This window comes from Marinobacter guineae, assembly GCF_002744735.1.
Taxonomy (GTDB): Bacteria; Pseudomonadota; Gammaproteobacteria; order Pseudomonadales; family Oleiphilaceae; genus Marinobacter; species Marinobacter guineae.
This window is the reverse complement of record NZ_KZ319339.1, coordinates 955,719-973,044: the sequence shown is the minus strand read 5'-3', so window position 1 is coordinate 973,044 and position 17,326 is coordinate 955,719. Positions and strand designations below refer to the sequence as shown.

The 17,326-nt window shown below is 58.1% G+C and carries 21 protein-coding genes; 10 read left to right on the top strand and 11 right to left on the bottom strand.

From position 1 onward, the window contains the following. Window positions 1-19: 19 nt before the first annotated feature. From mgtE to CLH62_RS04380, 11 genes are all read right to left on the bottom strand, one after another. Window positions 20-1,381, bottom strand: coding sequence for a magnesium transporter (gene mgtE / locus CLH62_RS04430; RefSeq protein ID WP_099616913.1), 1,362 nt, complete (start codon window positions 1,379-1,381; stop codon window positions 20-22). A gap of 91 nt (window positions 1,382-1,472) precedes the next feature. After that, window positions 1,473-1,742: an HPr family phosphocarrier protein gene (locus tag CLH62_RS04425; RefSeq protein ID WP_099616912.1), complete on the bottom strand. Its 270-nt coding sequence runs from the start codon at window positions 1,740-1,742 to the stop codon at window positions 1,473-1,475. A 7-nt stretch (window positions 1,743-1,749) separates the two neighbouring features. Further along, window positions 1,750-2,634: an RNase adapter RapZ gene (gene rapZ, locus CLH62_RS04420; RefSeq protein ID WP_099616911.1), complete on the bottom strand. Its 885-nt coding sequence runs from the start codon at window positions 2,632-2,634 to the stop codon at window positions 1,750-1,752. A gap of 28 nt (window positions 2,635-2,662) precedes the next feature. Then, window positions 2,663-3,133 carry a PTS IIA-like nitrogen regulatory protein PtsN gene (gene ptsN, locus CLH62_RS04415; RefSeq protein WP_099616910.1) on the bottom strand — a complete coding sequence of 157 codons (471 nt, stop codon included), beginning with the start codon at window positions 3,131-3,133 and terminating at the stop codon, window positions 2,663-2,665. 86 nt (window positions 3,134-3,219) lie between these two features. Then, window positions 3,220-3,528 (bottom strand): ribosome hibernation promoting factor, encoded by a 309-nt coding sequence (gene hpf / locus CLH62_RS04410; RefSeq protein ID WP_099616909.1) that lies wholly within the window; start codon window positions 3,526-3,528, stop codon window positions 3,220-3,222. A 101-nt stretch (window positions 3,529-3,629) separates the two neighbouring features. Beyond that, window positions 3,630-5,150, bottom strand: coding sequence for an RNA polymerase factor sigma-54 (locus tag CLH62_RS04405; protein WP_099617621.1), 1,521 nt, complete (start codon window positions 5,148-5,150; stop codon window positions 3,630-3,632). A gap of 157 nt (window positions 5,151-5,307) precedes the next feature. Further along, window positions 5,308-6,033, bottom strand: coding sequence for an LPS export ABC transporter ATP-binding protein (gene lptB / locus CLH62_RS04400; protein WP_099616908.1), 726 nt, complete (start codon window positions 6,031-6,033; stop codon window positions 5,308-5,310). Beyond that, window positions 6,011-6,565, bottom strand: a complete 555-nt coding sequence (gene lptA / locus CLH62_RS04395; protein WP_099616907.1) for a lipopolysaccharide transport periplasmic protein LptA — start codon at window positions 6,563-6,565, stop codon at window positions 6,011-6,013. Before lptA ends, lptB begins: the two co-directional genes overlap by 23 nt. Further along, window positions 6,549-7,142 (bottom strand): LPS export ABC transporter periplasmic protein LptC, encoded by a 594-nt coding sequence (gene lptC, locus CLH62_RS04390; protein ID WP_099616906.1) that lies wholly within the window; start codon window positions 7,140-7,142, stop codon window positions 6,549-6,551. Before lptC ends, lptA begins: the two co-directional genes overlap by 17 nt. After that, on the bottom strand, window positions 7,139-7,714 hold the full coding sequence (locus CLH62_RS04385; RefSeq protein ID WP_099616905.1) for a KdsC family phosphatase: 576 nt from the start codon (window positions 7,712-7,714) through the stop codon (window positions 7,139-7,141). Before CLH62_RS04385 ends, lptC begins: the two co-directional genes overlap by 4 nt. After that, a complete protein-coding gene (locus CLH62_RS04380; protein ID WP_099616904.1) occupies window positions 7,714-8,694 on the bottom strand; it encodes a KpsF/GutQ family sugar-phosphate isomerase in 981 nt (326 codons plus the stop codon). The genes CLH62_RS04385 and CLH62_RS04380 overlap by 1 nt, the downstream gene beginning before the upstream one ends. A 188-nt stretch (window positions 8,695-8,882) precedes the next feature. Between CLH62_RS04380 and CLH62_RS04375 the strand changes: the two genes are divergently transcribed. From CLH62_RS04375 to hisC, 10 genes are all read left to right on the top strand, one after another. Continuing rightward, window positions 8,883-9,695 carry an ATP-binding cassette domain-containing protein gene (locus tag CLH62_RS04375; RefSeq protein WP_099616903.1) on the top strand — a complete coding sequence of 271 codons (813 nt, stop codon included), beginning with the start codon at window positions 8,883-8,885 and terminating at the stop codon, window positions 9,693-9,695. Beyond that, the gene (gene mlaE / locus CLH62_RS04370) at window positions 9,692-10,474 is read left to right on the top strand and encodes a lipid asymmetry maintenance ABC transporter permease subunit MlaE (RefSeq protein WP_099616902.1); all 783 of its coding nucleotides are present in this window, start codon (window positions 9,692-9,694) and stop codon (window positions 10,472-10,474) included. The genes CLH62_RS04375 and mlaE overlap by 4 nt, the downstream gene beginning before the upstream one ends. Window positions 10,475-10,508: 34 nt before the next feature. Continuing rightward, window positions 10,509-10,967: an outer membrane lipid asymmetry maintenance protein MlaD gene (mlaD, locus tag CLH62_RS04365; protein WP_099616901.1), complete on the top strand. Its 459-nt coding sequence runs from the start codon at window positions 10,509-10,511 to the stop codon at window positions 10,965-10,967. Between the two features lie 16 nt (window positions 10,968-10,983). Further along, a complete protein-coding gene (locus CLH62_RS04360) occupies window positions 10,984-11,637 on the top strand; it encodes an MlaC/ttg2D family ABC transporter substrate-binding protein (RefSeq protein WP_099616900.1) in 654 nt (217 codons plus the stop codon). Then, window positions 11,634-11,966 (top strand): STAS domain-containing protein, encoded by a 333-nt coding sequence (locus tag CLH62_RS04355; protein ID WP_099616899.1) that lies wholly within the window; start codon window positions 11,634-11,636, stop codon window positions 11,964-11,966. The genes CLH62_RS04360 and CLH62_RS04355 overlap by 4 nt, the downstream gene beginning before the upstream one ends. A gap of 117 nt (window positions 11,967-12,083) precedes the next feature. Continuing rightward, window positions 12,084-12,326, top strand: coding sequence for a BolA family protein (locus CLH62_RS04350; RefSeq protein ID WP_099616898.1), 243 nt, complete (start codon window positions 12,084-12,086; stop codon window positions 12,324-12,326). Window positions 12,327-12,353: 27 nt separating this feature from the next. Then, window positions 12,354-13,616 carry a UDP-N-acetylglucosamine 1-carboxyvinyltransferase gene (gene murA / locus CLH62_RS04345; protein WP_099616897.1) on the top strand — a complete coding sequence of 421 codons (1,263 nt, stop codon included), beginning with the start codon at window positions 12,354-12,356 and terminating at the stop codon, window positions 13,614-13,616. Window positions 13,617-13,645: 29 nt separating this feature from the next. Continuing rightward, a complete protein-coding gene (hisG, locus tag CLH62_RS04340; RefSeq protein WP_099616896.1) occupies window positions 13,646-14,293 on the top strand; it encodes an ATP phosphoribosyltransferase in 648 nt (215 codons plus the stop codon). 257 nt (window positions 14,294-14,550) lie between these two features. Then, a complete protein-coding gene (gene hisD, locus CLH62_RS04335; protein ID WP_099616895.1) occupies window positions 14,551-15,855 on the top strand; it encodes a histidinol dehydrogenase in 1,305 nt (434 codons plus the stop codon). Window positions 15,856-16,133: 278 nt separating this feature from the next. Continuing rightward, window positions 16,134-17,186: a histidinol-phosphate transaminase gene (gene hisC / locus CLH62_RS04330; RefSeq protein WP_099616894.1), complete on the top strand. Its 1,053-nt coding sequence runs from the start codon at window positions 16,134-16,136 to the stop codon at window positions 17,184-17,186. The last annotated feature ends 140 nt before the right edge of the window (window positions 17,187-17,326 follow it).

Below are 17,326 nucleotides of genomic sequence, written 5' to 3'. Positions count from 1 at the left end.
CCCGGTTCGATTTGTCGGATTACGCGTAGAAAATGGTCGCAAGGCCAAGAAAGGACATAAAACCAACCACATCCGTCACGGTTGTCAGTATCACGCTACCAGCCAGGGCCGGATCGATATTGCGTGATTTGAGAAACAGCGGCAGTACCGTACCCACCAGTGCCGCGGCAACCAGATTGATCACCAGGGCGGCGGCGATGATCAAACCGATCAGCACCTCCTGGAACCAGAGCATGGCTGCTCCTGCCACCACGGCCGCCCAGAGCAGGCCGTTCAGTATGCCGGAGAGAAATTCACGGTTCAGCAGCCAGCCAACGTTGGCGCCGCTGATCTGCCCGACGGCCATGCCCCGGATAACCAGGGTCAGGGTCTGGCTGCCGGCAATACCGCCCATGCTGGCAACAATCGGCATCAGCACCGCAAGCGCGACCACTTTGGCGATGGTGGCCTCGAACATGCCGATCACCGCAGATGCGGTAAGTGCGGTAAGCAGGTTGATCCCGAGCCATACCGCCCGGCGGCGCGTGGTTTTCCAGACCGGAGCAAAGGTATCTTCGTCTTCATCCAGACCGGCCATGCTCATCAGCGAGTGATCCGCATCCTCACGGATAACGTCAACCACGTCATCGATGGTGATCCGGCCCAGCAATCGGCCTTCGTCGTTTACCACCGGCGCCGAGATCAGGTCGTAGCGCTCGAACAGTGTCGCTACCTTGGTGTCGGAGAGGCTAACGGGAATCGGCTCGATGTCGGTGTCCATCACTTCCCGCACGGTCGAGGCAGGGTTGGACACCAGCATTTTGGTAATCGGCAGCATGCCGATGAATTCATCGCGCCGGCTGACCACAATCAGGCTGTCGGTCATCGGCGGCAAGGTACGGTGCCGGCGAAGGTAACGCAGTACCACGTCGATACTGATGTCCGGGCGCACCGTGATGGTGTCCGTGTTCATCAGGCCGCCGGCGGTGTCCTCCGGGTAGGAGAGGACCTCTTCCACACGTTGTCGGTCCTGCTCGTCCATGGTGTCCAGAACTTCCTGGATCACCGTGTCCGGCAGTTGCTGCAGCAAGTCGGCCAGATCGTCCGACTCGAAATCCTCGATAATGTCCGCCAGTTCCTGGGCGTTCAACTGGCTCAGGAAATAACCGCGAATATCATCGCTCAGGTACTGGAGGACTTCCCCTTCCAGCTGCTTGTCGACCAGGTTCCACAGCAGGGCACGTTGCCTGGGCGGAGACGATTCCAGCAGGTGAGCAATATCACTGGGGCTCAGGCCACCGTTCAGGATGCGGGCAACCTGCTTCAGTGCGCCGCTGTCCAGCGCTTCGCTCAGGGAGCGAAGGCGCTGGCGGGCCTGGCTTTTTTCCAGAATATCGGTCATGAATCACCCGGCGTCAGAAAACGCCTGTATTATAGCGGAGTTACGGGCAATCGGTGAGAAAGAGTTGTAGGTGAATGCCGTACGGGAAGTGCTATTCGCCCTCTCCGAAATAATCATTAATAAGTTCAACCAGCGCATCAATGGCCTGATCCTCGTCAGGCCCGTCGGCAATGAGCTCAACATCCGTGCCTTTGCTGGCGGCCAGCATCATTACCTGCATGATGTTCTTTGCGTCCACGTCCCGGCCCTTGCCGGTAATTCTCACGCTGCTGTCGAATTCGGAGGCGGTGGCAACCAGCTTGGCGGTGGCACGGGCGTGCAATCCCAGTTTGTTGATAATGGTAATCGGGCGGCGAATCATGGGCTGATCAGATCTCTTCCCGTGTCTGCAAATGTGGCAGTTCGGTGTGGCGCACCTGCACATTGTTGTACTGCTGCCGGAAGTGCTCGCCCAGCTGCTCGCACACATACACCGAACGGTGCTGGCCTCCGGTGCAGCCGATGGAAATGGTCATGTAGCTGCGGTTACTGTCCGCGAAAGAGGGCAGCCAGGTGTCCAGGAAAGCCTTGAGATCTTCGATCATCTTCCGGCTCGCGGGCTCCTTTTCAAGGAATTCGATCACCGGCTGGTCGGTGCCCACATACTTGCGAAGGCTGGTATCCCAGTAAGGGTTGGGCAGGCACCGAACGTCGAAGACAAAGTCTGAATCCAGCGGTACACCGTGCTTGAAACCAAACGACTGGAACAGCAGGGCCAGTTCCTGGTCCTTCCTGCCGACAACACGCTGCTTCACCATGTCCCGGAGTTCGTACATGGACATGCCAGTGGTGTTTACATAAAGGTCTGAGAGCTTGGAAAGCGGCTCGAGAAGCTTTTTTTCACTGGTGATGGCTTCCCGCAGCGAGGTCTTGTCATCGCTCAGTGGGTGCTTTCTGCGGGTTGCATGGAAGCGCTGCAGCAGGGACTGCTCGTCGGCATCCAGGAAGATGATCTCAACGGTCACTCCGGTTTCCTGAAGGCGGCGGTAGATCTCCTCGAAATTCGCCAGCTCACCGGACAGGTTGCGGGCGTCGATGCTCACGGCCATCTTGCCGAGCCGGCCGGGCTTGGTCTGGCTGGCGGCTTCCCGGGTGAGGGGGAAGAGCAGGCCAATGGGGAGGTTGTCTATGCAATAGAAGCCGAGATCTTCCAGCACATGAAGTGCGGTACTCTTGCCCGATCCAGACCTGCCACTGACGATAATCAGCTTCATGACCAAGTTACCTCCACTGCAGTGAATATCATCCGCCTGAGGCGGTCATGCGCTCGTACAGGGTGTTGGCGTCCTCGCATTGCCGGAGGCGATCGCAGAACGACCGCTCATTGAACTTTTCGGCCAGCTGGCTGAGCAGTTCCAGGTGTTCGCTGGTGGCCTCCTTGGGCACGACCAGGGCAAAGATCAGGTCCACGGGCTGATTGTCGATGGCGTCGAACTCGACGCTTTCTTCCAGCGTCATCAGCACGCCCACCACATGATCCAGGCCTTCCAGGCGGCAGTGCGGGATGGCAATGCCCTGGCCAATACCAGTACTGCCCAGACGCTCCCTGGAGATCAGGTTATTGAATATCTGGGTTTCACTGAGCGTATTGTCCTGGTGGTTTATCTGCTCGGCAATAAACTCCAGAGCCCGCTTCTTGCTGGAGGCGGACACCCGGCAAAGGGTGAGCTCCGGTGCAAGAATGTTGTCTATGGTCAGGGGTGTGTCGCTCATGAATCGACTGCACTTCCGTTAAAAAAAGGCTGCGACACGTCAACCGTGTCGCAGCTCGATTGGATGACATGCATGAAAACAGGCAGTTAGCGAGCGCCGTTTCCGTGCATCCGGTCTACATTCTTTTCCTTGTGCTTGAGAATCTGGCGGTCCAGCTTGTCGATCAGGGCATCAATAGCCGCGTACATATCCTCATTTTCTGCCTTTGCGTGAATCTCACCACCAACCACGTGCAGCGTAGCTTCCGCAATCTGGCGTACCTTTTCCACTTCCAGGGTTACCTGGCAGTTGCTGATGTGGTCAAAGTGACGCTCGAGCTTCTGGAACTTCTCTGAAACATAATCCTTCAATGCGGGAGTCAGTTCTACGTGATGGCCTGAAATATTGAGTTGCATAGGCGTCTCCTGTTGTCATCGTGCCGGCTCCCGGGAGCCGGTCTGGGTGCTGGCGCTTTGTGCGCCGGCGATTACTGCGTTGCGCCCGGACCTCGGGGTGTTCAGACCAGTCGCTTGCGTTCGTTCGAAGGCGGAATGTGCATGGCCTCCCGGTACTTGGCAACGGTGCGTCGCGCAACCTTGATTCCCTGTTCCCCTAGCATGGCTGCAATTTTACTGTCGCTCAACGGCTTTTTCGGTGTTTCCGCGGCAATCAGCTTTTTGATCATCGCGCGTATCGCCGTGGAAGAACATTCACCGCCTTCGTCAGTGCTGACATGGCTGGAGAAGAAATATTTCAGCTCGAAAATGCCCCGGGGGGTGTGCATGTATTTCTGGGTGGTTACCCGGGAAATCGTGGACTCATGCATCTCAACCGCCTGGGCGATGTCCGAGAGGATCAGCGGTTTCATGGCTTCTTCACCCTGATCCAGAAACCCCTGCTGGTGCTCGACAATACGGGTCGCCACTTTCAGCAGGGTTTCGTTGCGGCTCTGCAGGCTCTTGATAAACCATTTCGCCTCCTGCAGCTGGTCCCGCATGTAGGTGTTGTCGGCACTGCTGTCCGCACGCCTTATAAAAGAAGCATAGCTGGCATTGACGCGGATGCGCGGGGCAATTTCCGGATTCAGCTCAACGCGCCAGCGGCCGTTGTGCTTGCGAACGATCACATCCGGAATCACGTAGTCGGGTTCGGCCCGGTCAATCACGTCGCCGGGGCGGGGATTCAGGCCGGTAATCAGGGCCAGTACGTCCCGCAGCTGATCTTCTTTCAGACGGCTGCGACGCAACAGCTGGGCGTAGTCCCGGTTGCCCAGCAGATTGATGTAATGGGTGATGACCAGGCGAGCCTGGGCCAGCCAGGGCGTATCCGGCGGCAGCTGGTTAAGTTGGATCAGCAGGCATTCCTGCAGGTCCCGGGCGAATACGCCGGAAGGGTCAAAATGCTGCAGTCGGTGAAGAACCGCTTCCACTTCGTCCAGTTCAAGGGGGTCTTCGTCGTTTTCATCCTGCATCCCGGCATGGATCTCTTCCAGGGGGCTGGTCAGATAGCCCCGTTCATCCACCGCGTCCATGAGTGCGTGGGCAATGGCCTGGTCCCGTTCGCTCATGGGGGTCAGGTTCAGTTGCCATTCCAGGTGATCCTGAAGCGTTTCGGTGGGGGAGTTCCGGGTTTCGAAATCGTGATCGTTTTCGTCGTCGTTACGGGCTGCCGGTGCCGGTGCGGACTGGTAAATATCGTCCCAGGCGGTGTCGACCGGAAGATCGTCCGGGATATTATCCGGGATTTCGTTTTCCGAGGACCAGTCCGGGCCGTTTTCGGTTTCGTCCCAGTCGGGCGAAGGTTCGGGAGCTGTTTCAGCGGCGGACTCGGTGGCATTGGCCTCCCGTTCGTCATTTCCGGTGTCCGTCTCCGACTGATCATCATCCTCGGACGTTTCCAGCATGGGGTTGGATTCCAGTGCCTGCTGGATTTCCTGCTGAAGGTCGAGAGTGGAAAGCTGTAGAAGCCGGATCGCCTGTTGCAGCTGGGGCGTCATGGTCAGGCTTTGACCCAGCTTTAACTGTAAGGAGGCTTTCATCACCATGGTTCAGGATCCGTCACTCATCAGCGATTGGTGTCGTGGGTAGTGAAAAAATCTTTATATGTCGGTTACTTGCCTTGGTTCTGTATTACCCTAGCAAGTTCTTTGCCGAGTTTACTTGCTACAGATCATCAAAACAATCGGCCATTAGGCGTCACAGCCTGAATTCATTGCCCAGGTACACTTCCTTCACCTGCTGATTGGCCAGAATGGCCTCGGCATTACCGGAGGCGATGATGTGGCCACCGGAAACGATGTAGGCATTCTCGCAGATGTCCAGGGTCTCACGCACGTTGTGGTCGGTAATCAACACACCGATACCCTTGTCCCGCAGATGCCGGATGATGTGTTTGATATCACTTACGGAAATGGGGTCAACACCGGCGAACGGCTCATCCAGGAGGATAAAGGCCGGCTCCATTGCCAGGGCCCTGGCAATTTCCACACGCCGGCGCTCGCCACCGGACAGGGCCATTCCCATACTGTCGCGGATGTGGGTAATGTGGAATTCCTTGAGCAGTTCTTCCACCTTGTTTTCCCGCTCTACCTTACCCAGCCCCTTACGGGTCTCCAGGATCGCCATGATGTTGTCTCGTACCGTCAGTTTACGGAATACCGAGGCTTCCTGGGGAAGGTAGCCGATGCCCTGGCGTGCCCGACCGTGCATGGGCAAATGCGTGATGTCGCGGCTGTCGATGGTAATCCGGCCCCGGTCGGCAGGAACCAGCCCCACAATCATGTAAAAGCAGGTGGTTTTACCAGCGCCATTGGGGCCCAGCAGGCCAACAATTTCCCCACTGCGGATTTCCAGGGAAACGTCGATTACCACTTTTTTCTGTTTATAACTCTTTGCCAGATTACTGGCTCTCAGAACTGCCATCGGAACCCTGTCTGTTGGTGCTGCGTGGCTGAATCACCATTTCTACCCGGCCGGACCCTTCGCCGGTACCGGCGCCGCCTTCTGCAGTCACGACCCGGCGGGCGGTATCATAATGGATGACATCGCCCCGGAACAGGTTGCCATTCTGTTCGATGACCGCTTCCCTTTCAAAGGTCAGGCGCTGGTCAGTGGCCGACCAGGTTATATTCAGGGCCCTGGCGTCGGTTTCACCTTCACCCTGACGGGTGGGCTGGCGGTAACGGGCCGGGCTTCCAACGGCTTCAATCCGGCTCAGGCCGTTCTGGTCACGGTACAGAACCACACGCTCCGCGTTCAGCTGGGTTTCGCCCTGTTCAAGCTCTACGTCGCCGGTGTAGGTGGCGATGCCCTGGCCATCGTCGAGGCGGGCGGTGTCTGCGGTCACCTTGATGGGAATGTCAGAATCAAGGTCGAAAGCTGCTGCCGGACCGGCCATGGCGATGGTAATCAGGGCAGCCATCAGGCCCCGGTATCGATTAGTTTCCGGTTTCATAGAGTCCTTCCACCTGGGAGTTCAGTTCCAGAATCCGCTCGTCGATCCACGCTTTCATGCCTGTGGCGCGGGTGATTCCTGTAACGTCGCGTATTTCTACGGGTGCATCCGTGTACGCCATGCCCCGGTCGTTGTCCAGGGTCAGGCTTGACGTTGTCAGGGTGGTGTCCCGACCGCCAATACTTCGGAGTATCCGGACATTACCGGTCAGGTAAAGCAGATTTTCATTTTGCAGGAGGCTGCCATTCTCGGCTTCCACAATCCAGGGCAGGGTGTCCGCACCGCCGGTATCGCCGTAGAGTTCGGCCCTTGGCGATTCCATGGTGGCCAGGTTGTTCTCCTCGAACTGCTCGATCCGCGGGCTGGTAAAGCTGACCTTGAGGTTGCCGTCTTCATCGAACGAGGTGTAATCGCCATTGATCACGAATCCGTCGGGTTCGGTATCGCCTCTCAGATCGGCGGTCTGCCTGTCGATAACCGTAGGCTCATCGCTTCGCCAGAGCAGGAACACCGCCGCGACAGTGGTGCCCGCCAGTGCAAGTGTCCGCAGCAAGGGTCGATCCGGGAGCCAGTTCATGTGTCAACCTCCTGATCAGGCCCCAGGTAAGGGGCCAGCGCTGATTCCAGCTTGCCCTGGGCGCCAAGCAGCAGGTCGCAAGCCTCCCTGACGGCACCATTTCCTCCCTGGGCCCGGGTACAGTAATCCGCATGCTGCCGGACCAGCCAGTAACCATTGGGCACGGTGATTCCGAGGCCTGCAAACGTCAGGGCCGGCAGGTCTGGGAGATCGTCGCCCATGTAGGCGATCGCTTCGGGGCCGATGCCCATGGCGCTCACCAGTTCCTGAAGGGCCACTTTCTTGTCTTCCCGCCCCTGCATCAGGTGGGGGATACCGAGGTCCCTCATACGTTTTTCCGTCAGCGGCGACTTGCGCCCGGTGATGACCGCCACGGTTATACCCGCAGCCATCAACTGTTTCAGGCCCAGGCCGTCGAGGATGTTGAAGGCCTTGAGCTCATCGCCGGTGGCGCTGAAGTAGAGCTTGCCGTCGCTCATAATGCCGTCGACATCCAGGGCAATCAGCCGGATTTTCGCCGCTTTCGCCAGCAGGGAGTCGGGCCATTCATTCTGTAGGGGGTGGCTGACCATTAAATCACTCCCGCTCGAAGCAGGTCGTGCATGTTGATGGCGCCGACCAGTGCACCGCTGTCATCGGTGACTGGCAGGGCGTTGATCTTCATTTCTTCCATCACGTTCAGAGCTTCTGCCGCCAGATGATCGGCCTGGATGGTTTTTCCATGCCGGGTCATCACCTCATGAATCGGGGTATTGTGGATGTCTACTGAACGGTCCAGGGTCCGGCGAAGGTCGCCGTCTGTGAATATTCCTGCCAGCGCGCCCTGTTCATCAACGATAGTGGTCATGCCGAGGCCCTTGCGGGATATTTCCAGCAGGGCACCGCTGAGGGGCGTGCTCTCGCTGACCACCGGAATGCGGTCACCAGTGTGCATGATGTCAGAGACTCGCAGCAGTAGCCGCCGGCCCAGGCTTCCACCCGGGTGGGAAAAGGCAAAGTCTTCGGCGCTGAAACCCCTGGCCTCAAGCAGGGCGACCGCCAGAGCATCGCCCATCACCAGGGTTGCGGTGGTGGACGATGTTGGTGCCAGACCCAGGGGGCAGGCTTCCACCTCGACGCTGACATCCAGATTGGCCACGGCTTCCCGTGCCAAAGTGGAGTTCGCATTGCCGGTCATACTGATCAACGGGGCGCCCATGCGTTTGATCAGTGGCAGAATGGTGAGCACTTCGCTGGTGTTGCCACTGTTGGAAATGGCGATAACCACATCCTGGGGGGTAATCATACCCATGTCGCCGTGGCTGGCCTCGCCCGGATGAACAAAAAACGAGGGCGTGCCGGTGCTGGCCAGGGTTGCGGCGATCTTGTTCCCGATGTGGCCGGACTTGCCCATGCCGGTAACCACCACGCGGCCCTTGCACTTCATAATGACTTCGCAGGCCCGGGTGAAGTGATCGTCGATACGGCCCTCAAGGGCATCGATGGCATCACGCTCGATGCGGATGGCACGGAGGGCGGGCGTTCGGAAATCGATCGGAGTCTGTTCGGTCATCGGGCTTTGGGCCTAACTGTTAAGACATTGGAATTGGTGAGGGGAGTATATCATTTTCACCCGGAAACGATGCCCGGTTACCGAAAGTTCAGTCAGACTGATCATTGCTATCAGTACATTTTGGGCTCTTTGGATTGAGCTTAAGCGCTCCTTGGCATAATGTAGCCCCTCTTTGAAAGGTAAGGACTATGGATTCATCGGCTTACATATCGCTCAGGGACGTCGTGTTTTCCCGCTCCGGGCGCCGTATTTTCGACGGCGTCAGCCTGGATATTCCTCGCGGCAAGATTACCGCCATCATGGGCCCCAGCGGAACCGGTAAAACCACACTCCTGCGACTGATCGGCGGTCAACTCCGGCCCGACTCCGGCAGCGTGGTAGTAGACGGCCATGACGTGCCCAAGCTCAAGCGCAAGGCCCTCTACGCATTCCGGGAAAAAATGGGGATGTTGTTCCAGAGCGGTGCGCTGTTCACCGACCTGAGCGTATTCGAGAACGTTGCCTTCCCCCTGCGCGTGCACACCAAACTTCCGGAGGACATGATCCGGGACGTCGTGCTGATGAAGCTGGAAGCAGTCGGGCTGCGTGGTGCCCGGCATCTGATGCCTTCGGAGCTGTCCGGGGGTATGACCCGGCGCGTTGCCCTGGCGAGAAGCATTGCGCTGGATCCGGAACTGATCATGTACGACGAGCCCTTTGCCGGTCAGGATCCCATCGCCATGGGCGTTCTGGTTAAACTGATCCGGGATCTGAACAGCTCCATGGGGCTTACCAGCGTGCTTGTATCCCACGACGTGCCGGAATCCCTCAGCATCTGCCATTACGCCTGCATCATTGCCGATGGCAAGATCATTGGTGAGGGCTCGCCGGAGCAGCTTCGCGAACACCCCTCCGGCCAGGTCCAGCAGTTTCTTCAGGGGCAGCCAGACGGGCCAGTGCCCTTCCATTATCCGGCGGAGGGTGCCGCCAGGGATTTCGGGCTTTCCGGGGGTGTGTCTTGATAGACCGAATTGCTGCATTCGGCCGGCTTGGCCTGGACGTCGTCTCGTCGTTTGGCCGTTCGGGGCGTTTTCTTGCCGGCGTGCTGGCGGGCGTGCCCCGGCCGGCAACCGGCTTCCCGCTGCTGGTGAAACAGCTGTACGCGGTTGGCGTGCTGTCGCTGCCAATTATTGTGGTTTCCGGCCTGTTCATCGGTATGGTGCTGGCGCTGCAGGGTTACACCATTCTCAGTGATTATGGCTCCGAAGCCGCCATCGGCCAGATGATTGCCCTGACCCTGGTGCGTGAACTGGGCCCCGTGGTAACTGCGCTGCTGTTCGCGGGCCGCGCCGGCTCCGCTCTGACGGCGGAAATCGGTTTGATGAAGGCCACCGAGCAGCTGTCCAGCCTGGAAATGATGGGGGTGGATCCGCTGCGCCGCGTGGTGGCGCCGCGGTTGTGGGCCGGCTTTATTTCCATGCCAGTGCTTGCTGCCATTTTTTCCGTTATCGGTATCTGGGGCGGCATGCTGGTGGGCGTAGACTGGCTGGGCGTGTTTGAAGGCTCATTCTGGGGCAACATGCAGTCGTCGGTGGATTTCGTTGACGACGTGCTCAATGGCATGATCAAAAGCGTCGTATTCGGCTTTGTCTGCGCCTGGATAGCTGTTTACCAGGGGTACGACTGTGTACCGACATCGGCGGGCATCAGCTCCGCGACGACCAAAACCGTGGTGTACTCGTCTCTGGCGGTGCTGGGGCTGGACTTTATACTGACCGCTGTCATGTTTGGCGATTTCTGAATCATCGATTAACGAGATAATACCGGAGCCGGAAATGGCGAAAAGAACGACTGAAATCATTGTTGGCCTGTTCATGATCGCAGGCTGTGCAGCCCTGCTGGTTCTGGCCCTGCAGGTGAGCGGTTTGTCGGCCAAATCGGCTGAAAATACCTACACCATATATGCCAACTTCAACGATTCCGGCGGGCTGACGCCTCGGGGTCGTGTATCCATGGCGGGCGTCACCGTCGGGACCATCGAATCCATCACCCTTAACAAAGAGACCTTTCAGGCCCGGGTTGAGATGTCGATTCACTCTGACGTCGATAACATTCCTGCTGACAGTTCCGCAGTTATACGTACATCCGGTCTGCTCGGAGAACAGTACATTGATATATCAATCGGCGCCGATATGGAGTCGCTAAAAGACGGTGATACCTTCTACTCCACACAGTCGGCCATGAACCTTGAGCGGCTGATCAGTAACTTTGCTTCGGGCCGGGCTGAGAATTAATCGACAGGAGACCCTGATGTCTGCACTGAAACACCACATTTTCCTTGGCTTTTTAATGGCGCTGTTTCTGGTAGCGCCTGTTCAGGCTGGTGAGGCTGAGGATCTCCGCAACTATGTGGATGAGAACACCCAGCGACTGGTTGACAAGCTCAATAAGGAACGCGGCCTCTACGAGAGGGACCCCGAGGCGTTCTACGAGAGCATGGATCAGGCGCTGACGGATTTCGTGGATTTCCGGCGCATTGCAGCCCGAGTGATGGGTCGATACGCCCGCCAGACCACCCCTGAACAGCGGGATGAGTTTGTGGTCGCGTTCAAGCGCAGCCTCTTTGACAGCTACGCCCAGGCGCTGGTGAACGCCGAGGACTTTGCGATAGAGGTCAAGGAAGCCACCATCAATCCACAGAATGACGGCCGGGCGTCGGTCCAGATGGAAGTGATCAGTGCGTCCGGCAACCGGTATCCGGTGACCTATTCGATGTACAAGACTGGCGATGGCCGTTGGTTGATGGAGAACGTCATTGTTGAAGGTGTGAACATTGGTCTGGCCTTCCGGGACCGTTTCAGCCAGGAAATGGAAGAAAATCGGGGCCAGATTCAGGTTGTGATTGACAGCTGGAGTGATGCGGCCAAATCCCTGGATCTTGAATCAAAAGTGGACAAATCGTGACCTCCGGGGCGCCGCAGGTTCAGCTGGCGGATGGTGCTCTGGTTGTTACCGGGGAAGTGAGTGCCGATACTGTCGTGGCCCTGAGAAAGCAGGGCGAAGAGCTGATCGGGACCGCGTCCGGAAATCTCGTTGTGGATCTGGACGGGCTCGTCACTGCCCACAGTGTTGTCCTGTCCATGTTGCTCTGCTGGCAGCGACTGGCGCACCAGGCGGGCATTTCCCTGTCGTTCCGGGGCGTCAGTGGCCGATTGGCCTCATTGGCCGCCCTGAGCAACCTGCAAGACCAGCTTGCCGGCTTCGGCCCGGAATCCGTGCATCCTGCCCACTGAACCCGACCACCAAGCCCGCCGGTTCCGCCCCCCCTGGTTACAGGACAGTAAAGCTGACCCGCGCTTCGGAATTGGTTACAATCTCGCCCCTGATTTCAAAACACCCGAGGATTTTCTATGGATGCCACCGAAGTAACCGAGCTGGTCAAAGAAGCACTGCCCGGCTGTGAGGTTCAGGTACAGGTTGATGGTACCCATTACATGGTCGTCGTGGTGGGTGATGTATTTGAAGGCCTGCCGACCATCAAGCGCCAGCAGCTGATCAACAAGGCGCTGTTCCAGCAGATCATGGAAGGCTCAATTCACGCACTTCATCCGAAAGCATTTACTCCGGCGGAATGGGCTGCGCGCCAGGGCTGAGAGCTCCTACAAGACAGGATATTTATTGTGGACAAACTTCTGATCAGGGGCCGCAAGCCCCTGGATGGTGAGATCCGGATTTCCGGCGCCAAGAACGCTGCCCTGCCAATTCTGGCAGCAACCCTGCTGGCGGATGAGCCGGTGACCGTCGGCAACCTGCCGCATCTGCACGACGTAACTACCATGATTGAGCTGCTGGGCCGCATGGGCGTTGAAGTGATCATTGATGAGAAGATGAGTGTGGAAATCCACGCCAACACCATCAAGCACTTCCACGCGCCCTACGAACTGGTGAAAACCATGCGGGCCTCCATTCTCGTGCTGGGCCCACTGGTCGCCCACTTCGGTGAAGCGGAAGTATCCCTGCCCGGTGGCTGCGCCATTGGTAGCCGCCCGGTGAACCTGCACATCCACGGCCTGGAAATGATGGGCGCGGAGATCACGGTCGAGAATGGTTACATCAAGGCCAAGACCAATGGCCGCCTCAAGGGCGCCCACATCTTCCTGGACACAGTCACGGTAACCGGTACCGAAAACCTGATGATGGCCGCTGCCCTGGCGGACGGTAAAACCATCCTGGAAAACGCCGCCCGCGAACCGGAAGTGGTGGACCTGGCCGAGTGCCTGATCGCCATGGGTGCGGACATCAAGGGCCACGGCACGGCAACCATCGAAATCAACGGCGTCGAGCGCCTGCACGGCTGTCATTACAACGTGCTGCCAGACCGTGTCGAAACCGGCACCTACCTGGTTGCCGCAGCAGCCACCGGTGGCAGGGTAAAGCTCAAGGATACCCGCGAAGAACTGCTCGAAGCGGTTTTGCTCAAACTTGAGGAGGCAGGTGCCCACATCAGCACCGGCCCGGACTGGATTGAGCTGGACATGAAAGGCAACCGCCCGAAAGCGGTGAGCATCCGCACAGCGCCTTATCCGGCGTTTCCGACGGACATGCAGGCCCAGTTCGCCGCCATGAATGCCGTGGCAGAAGGCACAGGCACCATCGTGGAAACGGTATTCGAGAACCGGTTCATGCACCTGCAGGAACTGATCCGCATGGGCGCGGACATCACCCTGGAAGGTAACGCCGCCATTATCAAGGGCGTGGACCACCTGACCGGCGCACCGGTCATGGCCACGGACCTCAGGGCGTCCGCCAGTCTGGTAATCGCCGGGCTTGTTGCCGACGGCGATACCATCGTAGACCGCATCTACCATATTGACCGCGGATACGAGTGCATCGAAGAGAAATTGCAGTTGCTGGGTGCCACCATCCGCCGACTGCCGGCGTGAAAGACATCAACGGGAAACCGGAAGAATCCATGACAGATTCCATCACCATCGCCTTGTCGAAGGGACGAATCCTCGAAGAAACCCTGCCGCTGCTGGCGGAAGCCGGTATTGAGCTGGTCGACGACATCAAGAAATCCCGCAAACTGGTGTTTCCGACCACGGACCCGAACGTGCGGGTGCTGATCATCCGCGCTACCGATGTGCCGACTTATGTTCAGTACGGTGGAGCGGATCTGGGGGTGACCGGCAAGGATGTTCTGATGGAGCATGGCGGGGAAGGGCTCTACGAACCGTTGGATCTGAATATTTCCCGTTGTCGCCTGATGACCGCCGGCCCGAAAGGTCAGACTCCGCCGCCCGGTCGTATCAAGGTGGCGACAAAGTTTGTGAACCTGGCTCGCCGTTACTATTCGGCACAGGGTCGCCAGGCGGACATCATCAAACTTTATGGTGCTATGGAGTTGGCGCCGATCCTGGGGCTTGCTGATGAAATCGTCGATATCGTCGATACCGGCAACACCCTGAAGGCCAACGGCCTTGAAGCCCGTGAATTGATCGAGAACATCAGCAGCCGGTTGGTGGTGAATCGCGCGTCCATGAAGATGAAACACGAGCGTATTAATCCCATAATCGAAAAGATGTCTGCTGCCGTAGAGAAACGCAGAACGTTCGATTAAGGGTTTGCCGCTTGGGGCTTTCCTAACGCCGATGCTGATACGAGTGGTCAGGGAGGCCTTTCCAAAACTGTGCGGAGCCATGGATGGCGGAGCTCAAGCGTCACATGGACGTGCCGCAAGGAGCGTGTTTTGGAAAGGCCTCCCTGACTGCTCGGCCACCGAAAGCCAGACAGGAAAGGCCCACACTCCCAACTACCCCGCACTGCCGGCGGGTATCCGGCAGAAGTAAGTCAACAATCCAGAGCAGGATTTGAGTTATGACCGTTAGTATCAAACGACTGAACGCCTTGAATAGTGACTTCGACAGCTCGTTGGCCAAACTTCTGGCCTGGGACGACAGCGTTGATCATCAAGTGAACGAGTCGGTGCGTCATATCCTGCATGAGGTGAAAACTCGTGGCGATCAGGCCGTTCTGGAGTTTACCGAGAAGTTTGACCGGTTGAAGGTGGGTTCCGTCACCGAGTTGGAAATGAGCCAGGACCGTTTGCAGCAGGCCCTGGAAGTGATTCCCCAGGACCAGCGCGTCGCCCTGGAAAAAGCGGCTGAGCGGATCCGGGACTACCACGAGCGGCAGAACCAGAAATCCTGGCAGTACGAGGACGAAGACGGAACCGTGCTTGGCCAGAAAGTGACACCGCTTGATAGGGCGGGTCTTTACGTGCCGGGCGGCAAGGCCGCTTACCCATCCTCTGTGCTGATGAACGCCATACCGGCCAAAGTTGCGGGTGTGGGTGAAGTGATTATGGTTGTCCCCACGCCAGACGGTGTTGTGAACGATATGGTTCTGGCCTCTGCGGCGATTGCCGGCGTTGACCGGGTATTTACGGTTGGCGGCGCTCAGGCCGTTGGTGCACTGGCCTATGGCACCGAAACCATACCAGCTGTCGATAAGATCGTCGGTCCCGGCAACATCTTCGTCGCTACGGCGAAGCGGGAGGTCTTCGGCGTCGTTGGCATCGACATGATCGCCGGCCCCTCGGAAATCCTGGTGATCTGCGACGGCAAAACCGACCCGGACTGGATCGCCATGGACCTGTTCTCCCAGGCCGAGCACGACGAACAGGCCCAGTCCATCCTGATCAGCCCGGACGCAGCGTTCCTGGACGCGGTTGAAGCCAGCATCAACAAACTGCTGCCTACCATGGAGCGTGCCGACATCATCCGCACGTCCATCACCGACCGCGCCGCCCTGATTCAGGTCGCCGATCTGAAACAAGCCGCCGCCGTCTCCAACCGTATTGCCCCGGAACACCTGGAGCTGTCGGTTGAAGACCCCGAGGCCATGCTCGAAGACATCCGCCATGCCGGCGCCATCTTCATGGGCCGCTACACCGCAGAAGCCCTGGGCGACTACTGCGCTGGCCCGAACCACGTGCTGCCCACCAGCGGCACGGCACGGTTCTCCTCACCGCTGGGTGTCTACGATTTCCAGAAGCGGTCCTCCATCATTGGTTTCAGCGCGGAGGGTGCCGACCGGATGGGACGCGTGGCGTCGGTATTGGCACGGGGCGAGGGGTTAACCGCCCATGCCCGGTCAGCGGAATATCGGATTAAGGGTTGAACTTGATTGTCGGATTACGCTTAGCTAATCCGGCTGAGACTTATTTCCCATAGTATGCAGGGCGGCGGGTAAGTCTGTTTCCGAGAATGTCGGAGGCCATGGATGGCCGGAGCCAAGCGCACATGGGTGCGGCCGAGCGCTTATGAAGCAAAGCTTCATGCGACAAACGCACGACAGCAATCTGTGATTGCTGGCCGGACCCGCTTGCGGGTGCTTGTAGCGGTTCTCGGAAACAGACTTGCCCGCTGCCCGTCTGCACCAAACGGAGTGCAAAAGCGATGAGCAAATTCTGGAGCCCATTGGTCAACGACCTGGTCCCTTATGTACCAGGCGAGCAGCCGAAAATGGCCAACCTGGTGAAACTGAACACCAACGAAAACCCCTTTGGCCCCTCACCAAAAGTCATAGAAGCCATCCAGGCCGAACTGAACGACAACCTCCGCCTCTACCCGGATCCGGAAGGTGAAGCCCTGCGCCAGACAATTGCGGCTTACCACAAGTTAAAACCGGAACAGGTATTCCTGGGCAACGGCTCCGACGAAGTCCTGGCGCACATTTTTTATGGCCTGTTCCAGCACGGCGAGCCCATTCTGTTCCCGGACGTTACCTACAGCTTCTACCCGGTGTACTGCGGCCTCTACAACATCGAGAGCAAAATTGTACCGCTCTCTGACAGCTTCGAGATCAACCCGGAAGACTACAAACAGCCCAATGGCGGCGTCATCTTCCCGAACCCGAATGCGCCGACAGGCCGTTACCTCGGATTGCAGCATGTCGAAGAAATCCTGAGCGCCAATCCAGACCGCGCGGTTGTGATAGACGAAGCCTACATTGATTTTGGCGGTGAAAGCGCAATTACCCTGGTCGACCAGTACCCGAACCTGCTGGTATCCCAAACGCTCTCCAAAGCCCGTTCACTGGCGGGTTTGCGGGTTGGTTTTGCTGTGGGGCACCCGGACCTGATCGAAGCGCTCAATCGCGTCAAAAACAGCTTCAACAGCTACCCCCTTGATCGTCTGGCCCTTGCCGGTGCCAAGGCTGCCTACGAAGACGAAGCCTGGTTCCGGAAATGTTGTGATGGCGTGATCAGCGAACGGGAGCGAGTAACGGCTGCCCTCGAGGATCTTGGTTTTGAGGTGTTACCCTCAAAGGCAAACTTCATCTTTGCCCGCCATAAAGATCAACCGGGGGAAGTTTTGGCGAAAGGCCTGAGAGAGCAGGGCATTATTGTTCGGCACTTCAACAAGGCCCGTATTAGTGACTTTTTGCGGATCACTATTGGCACACCGTCTCAGAATGATGCCTTGATTGCTGGCCTCCAGTCTCTCTAGCCTTTGGGTAGTCGGGTGGAGCAGGGCGGCGATCACGTTTCGGAAACCGCTACGAGCACGTCCATGTGCGCTTGTTTCCGGCCATCCATGGCCTCCAACATTTCCGAAACGTGATCGCCGCCCTGCTCTTCTAACTTCGA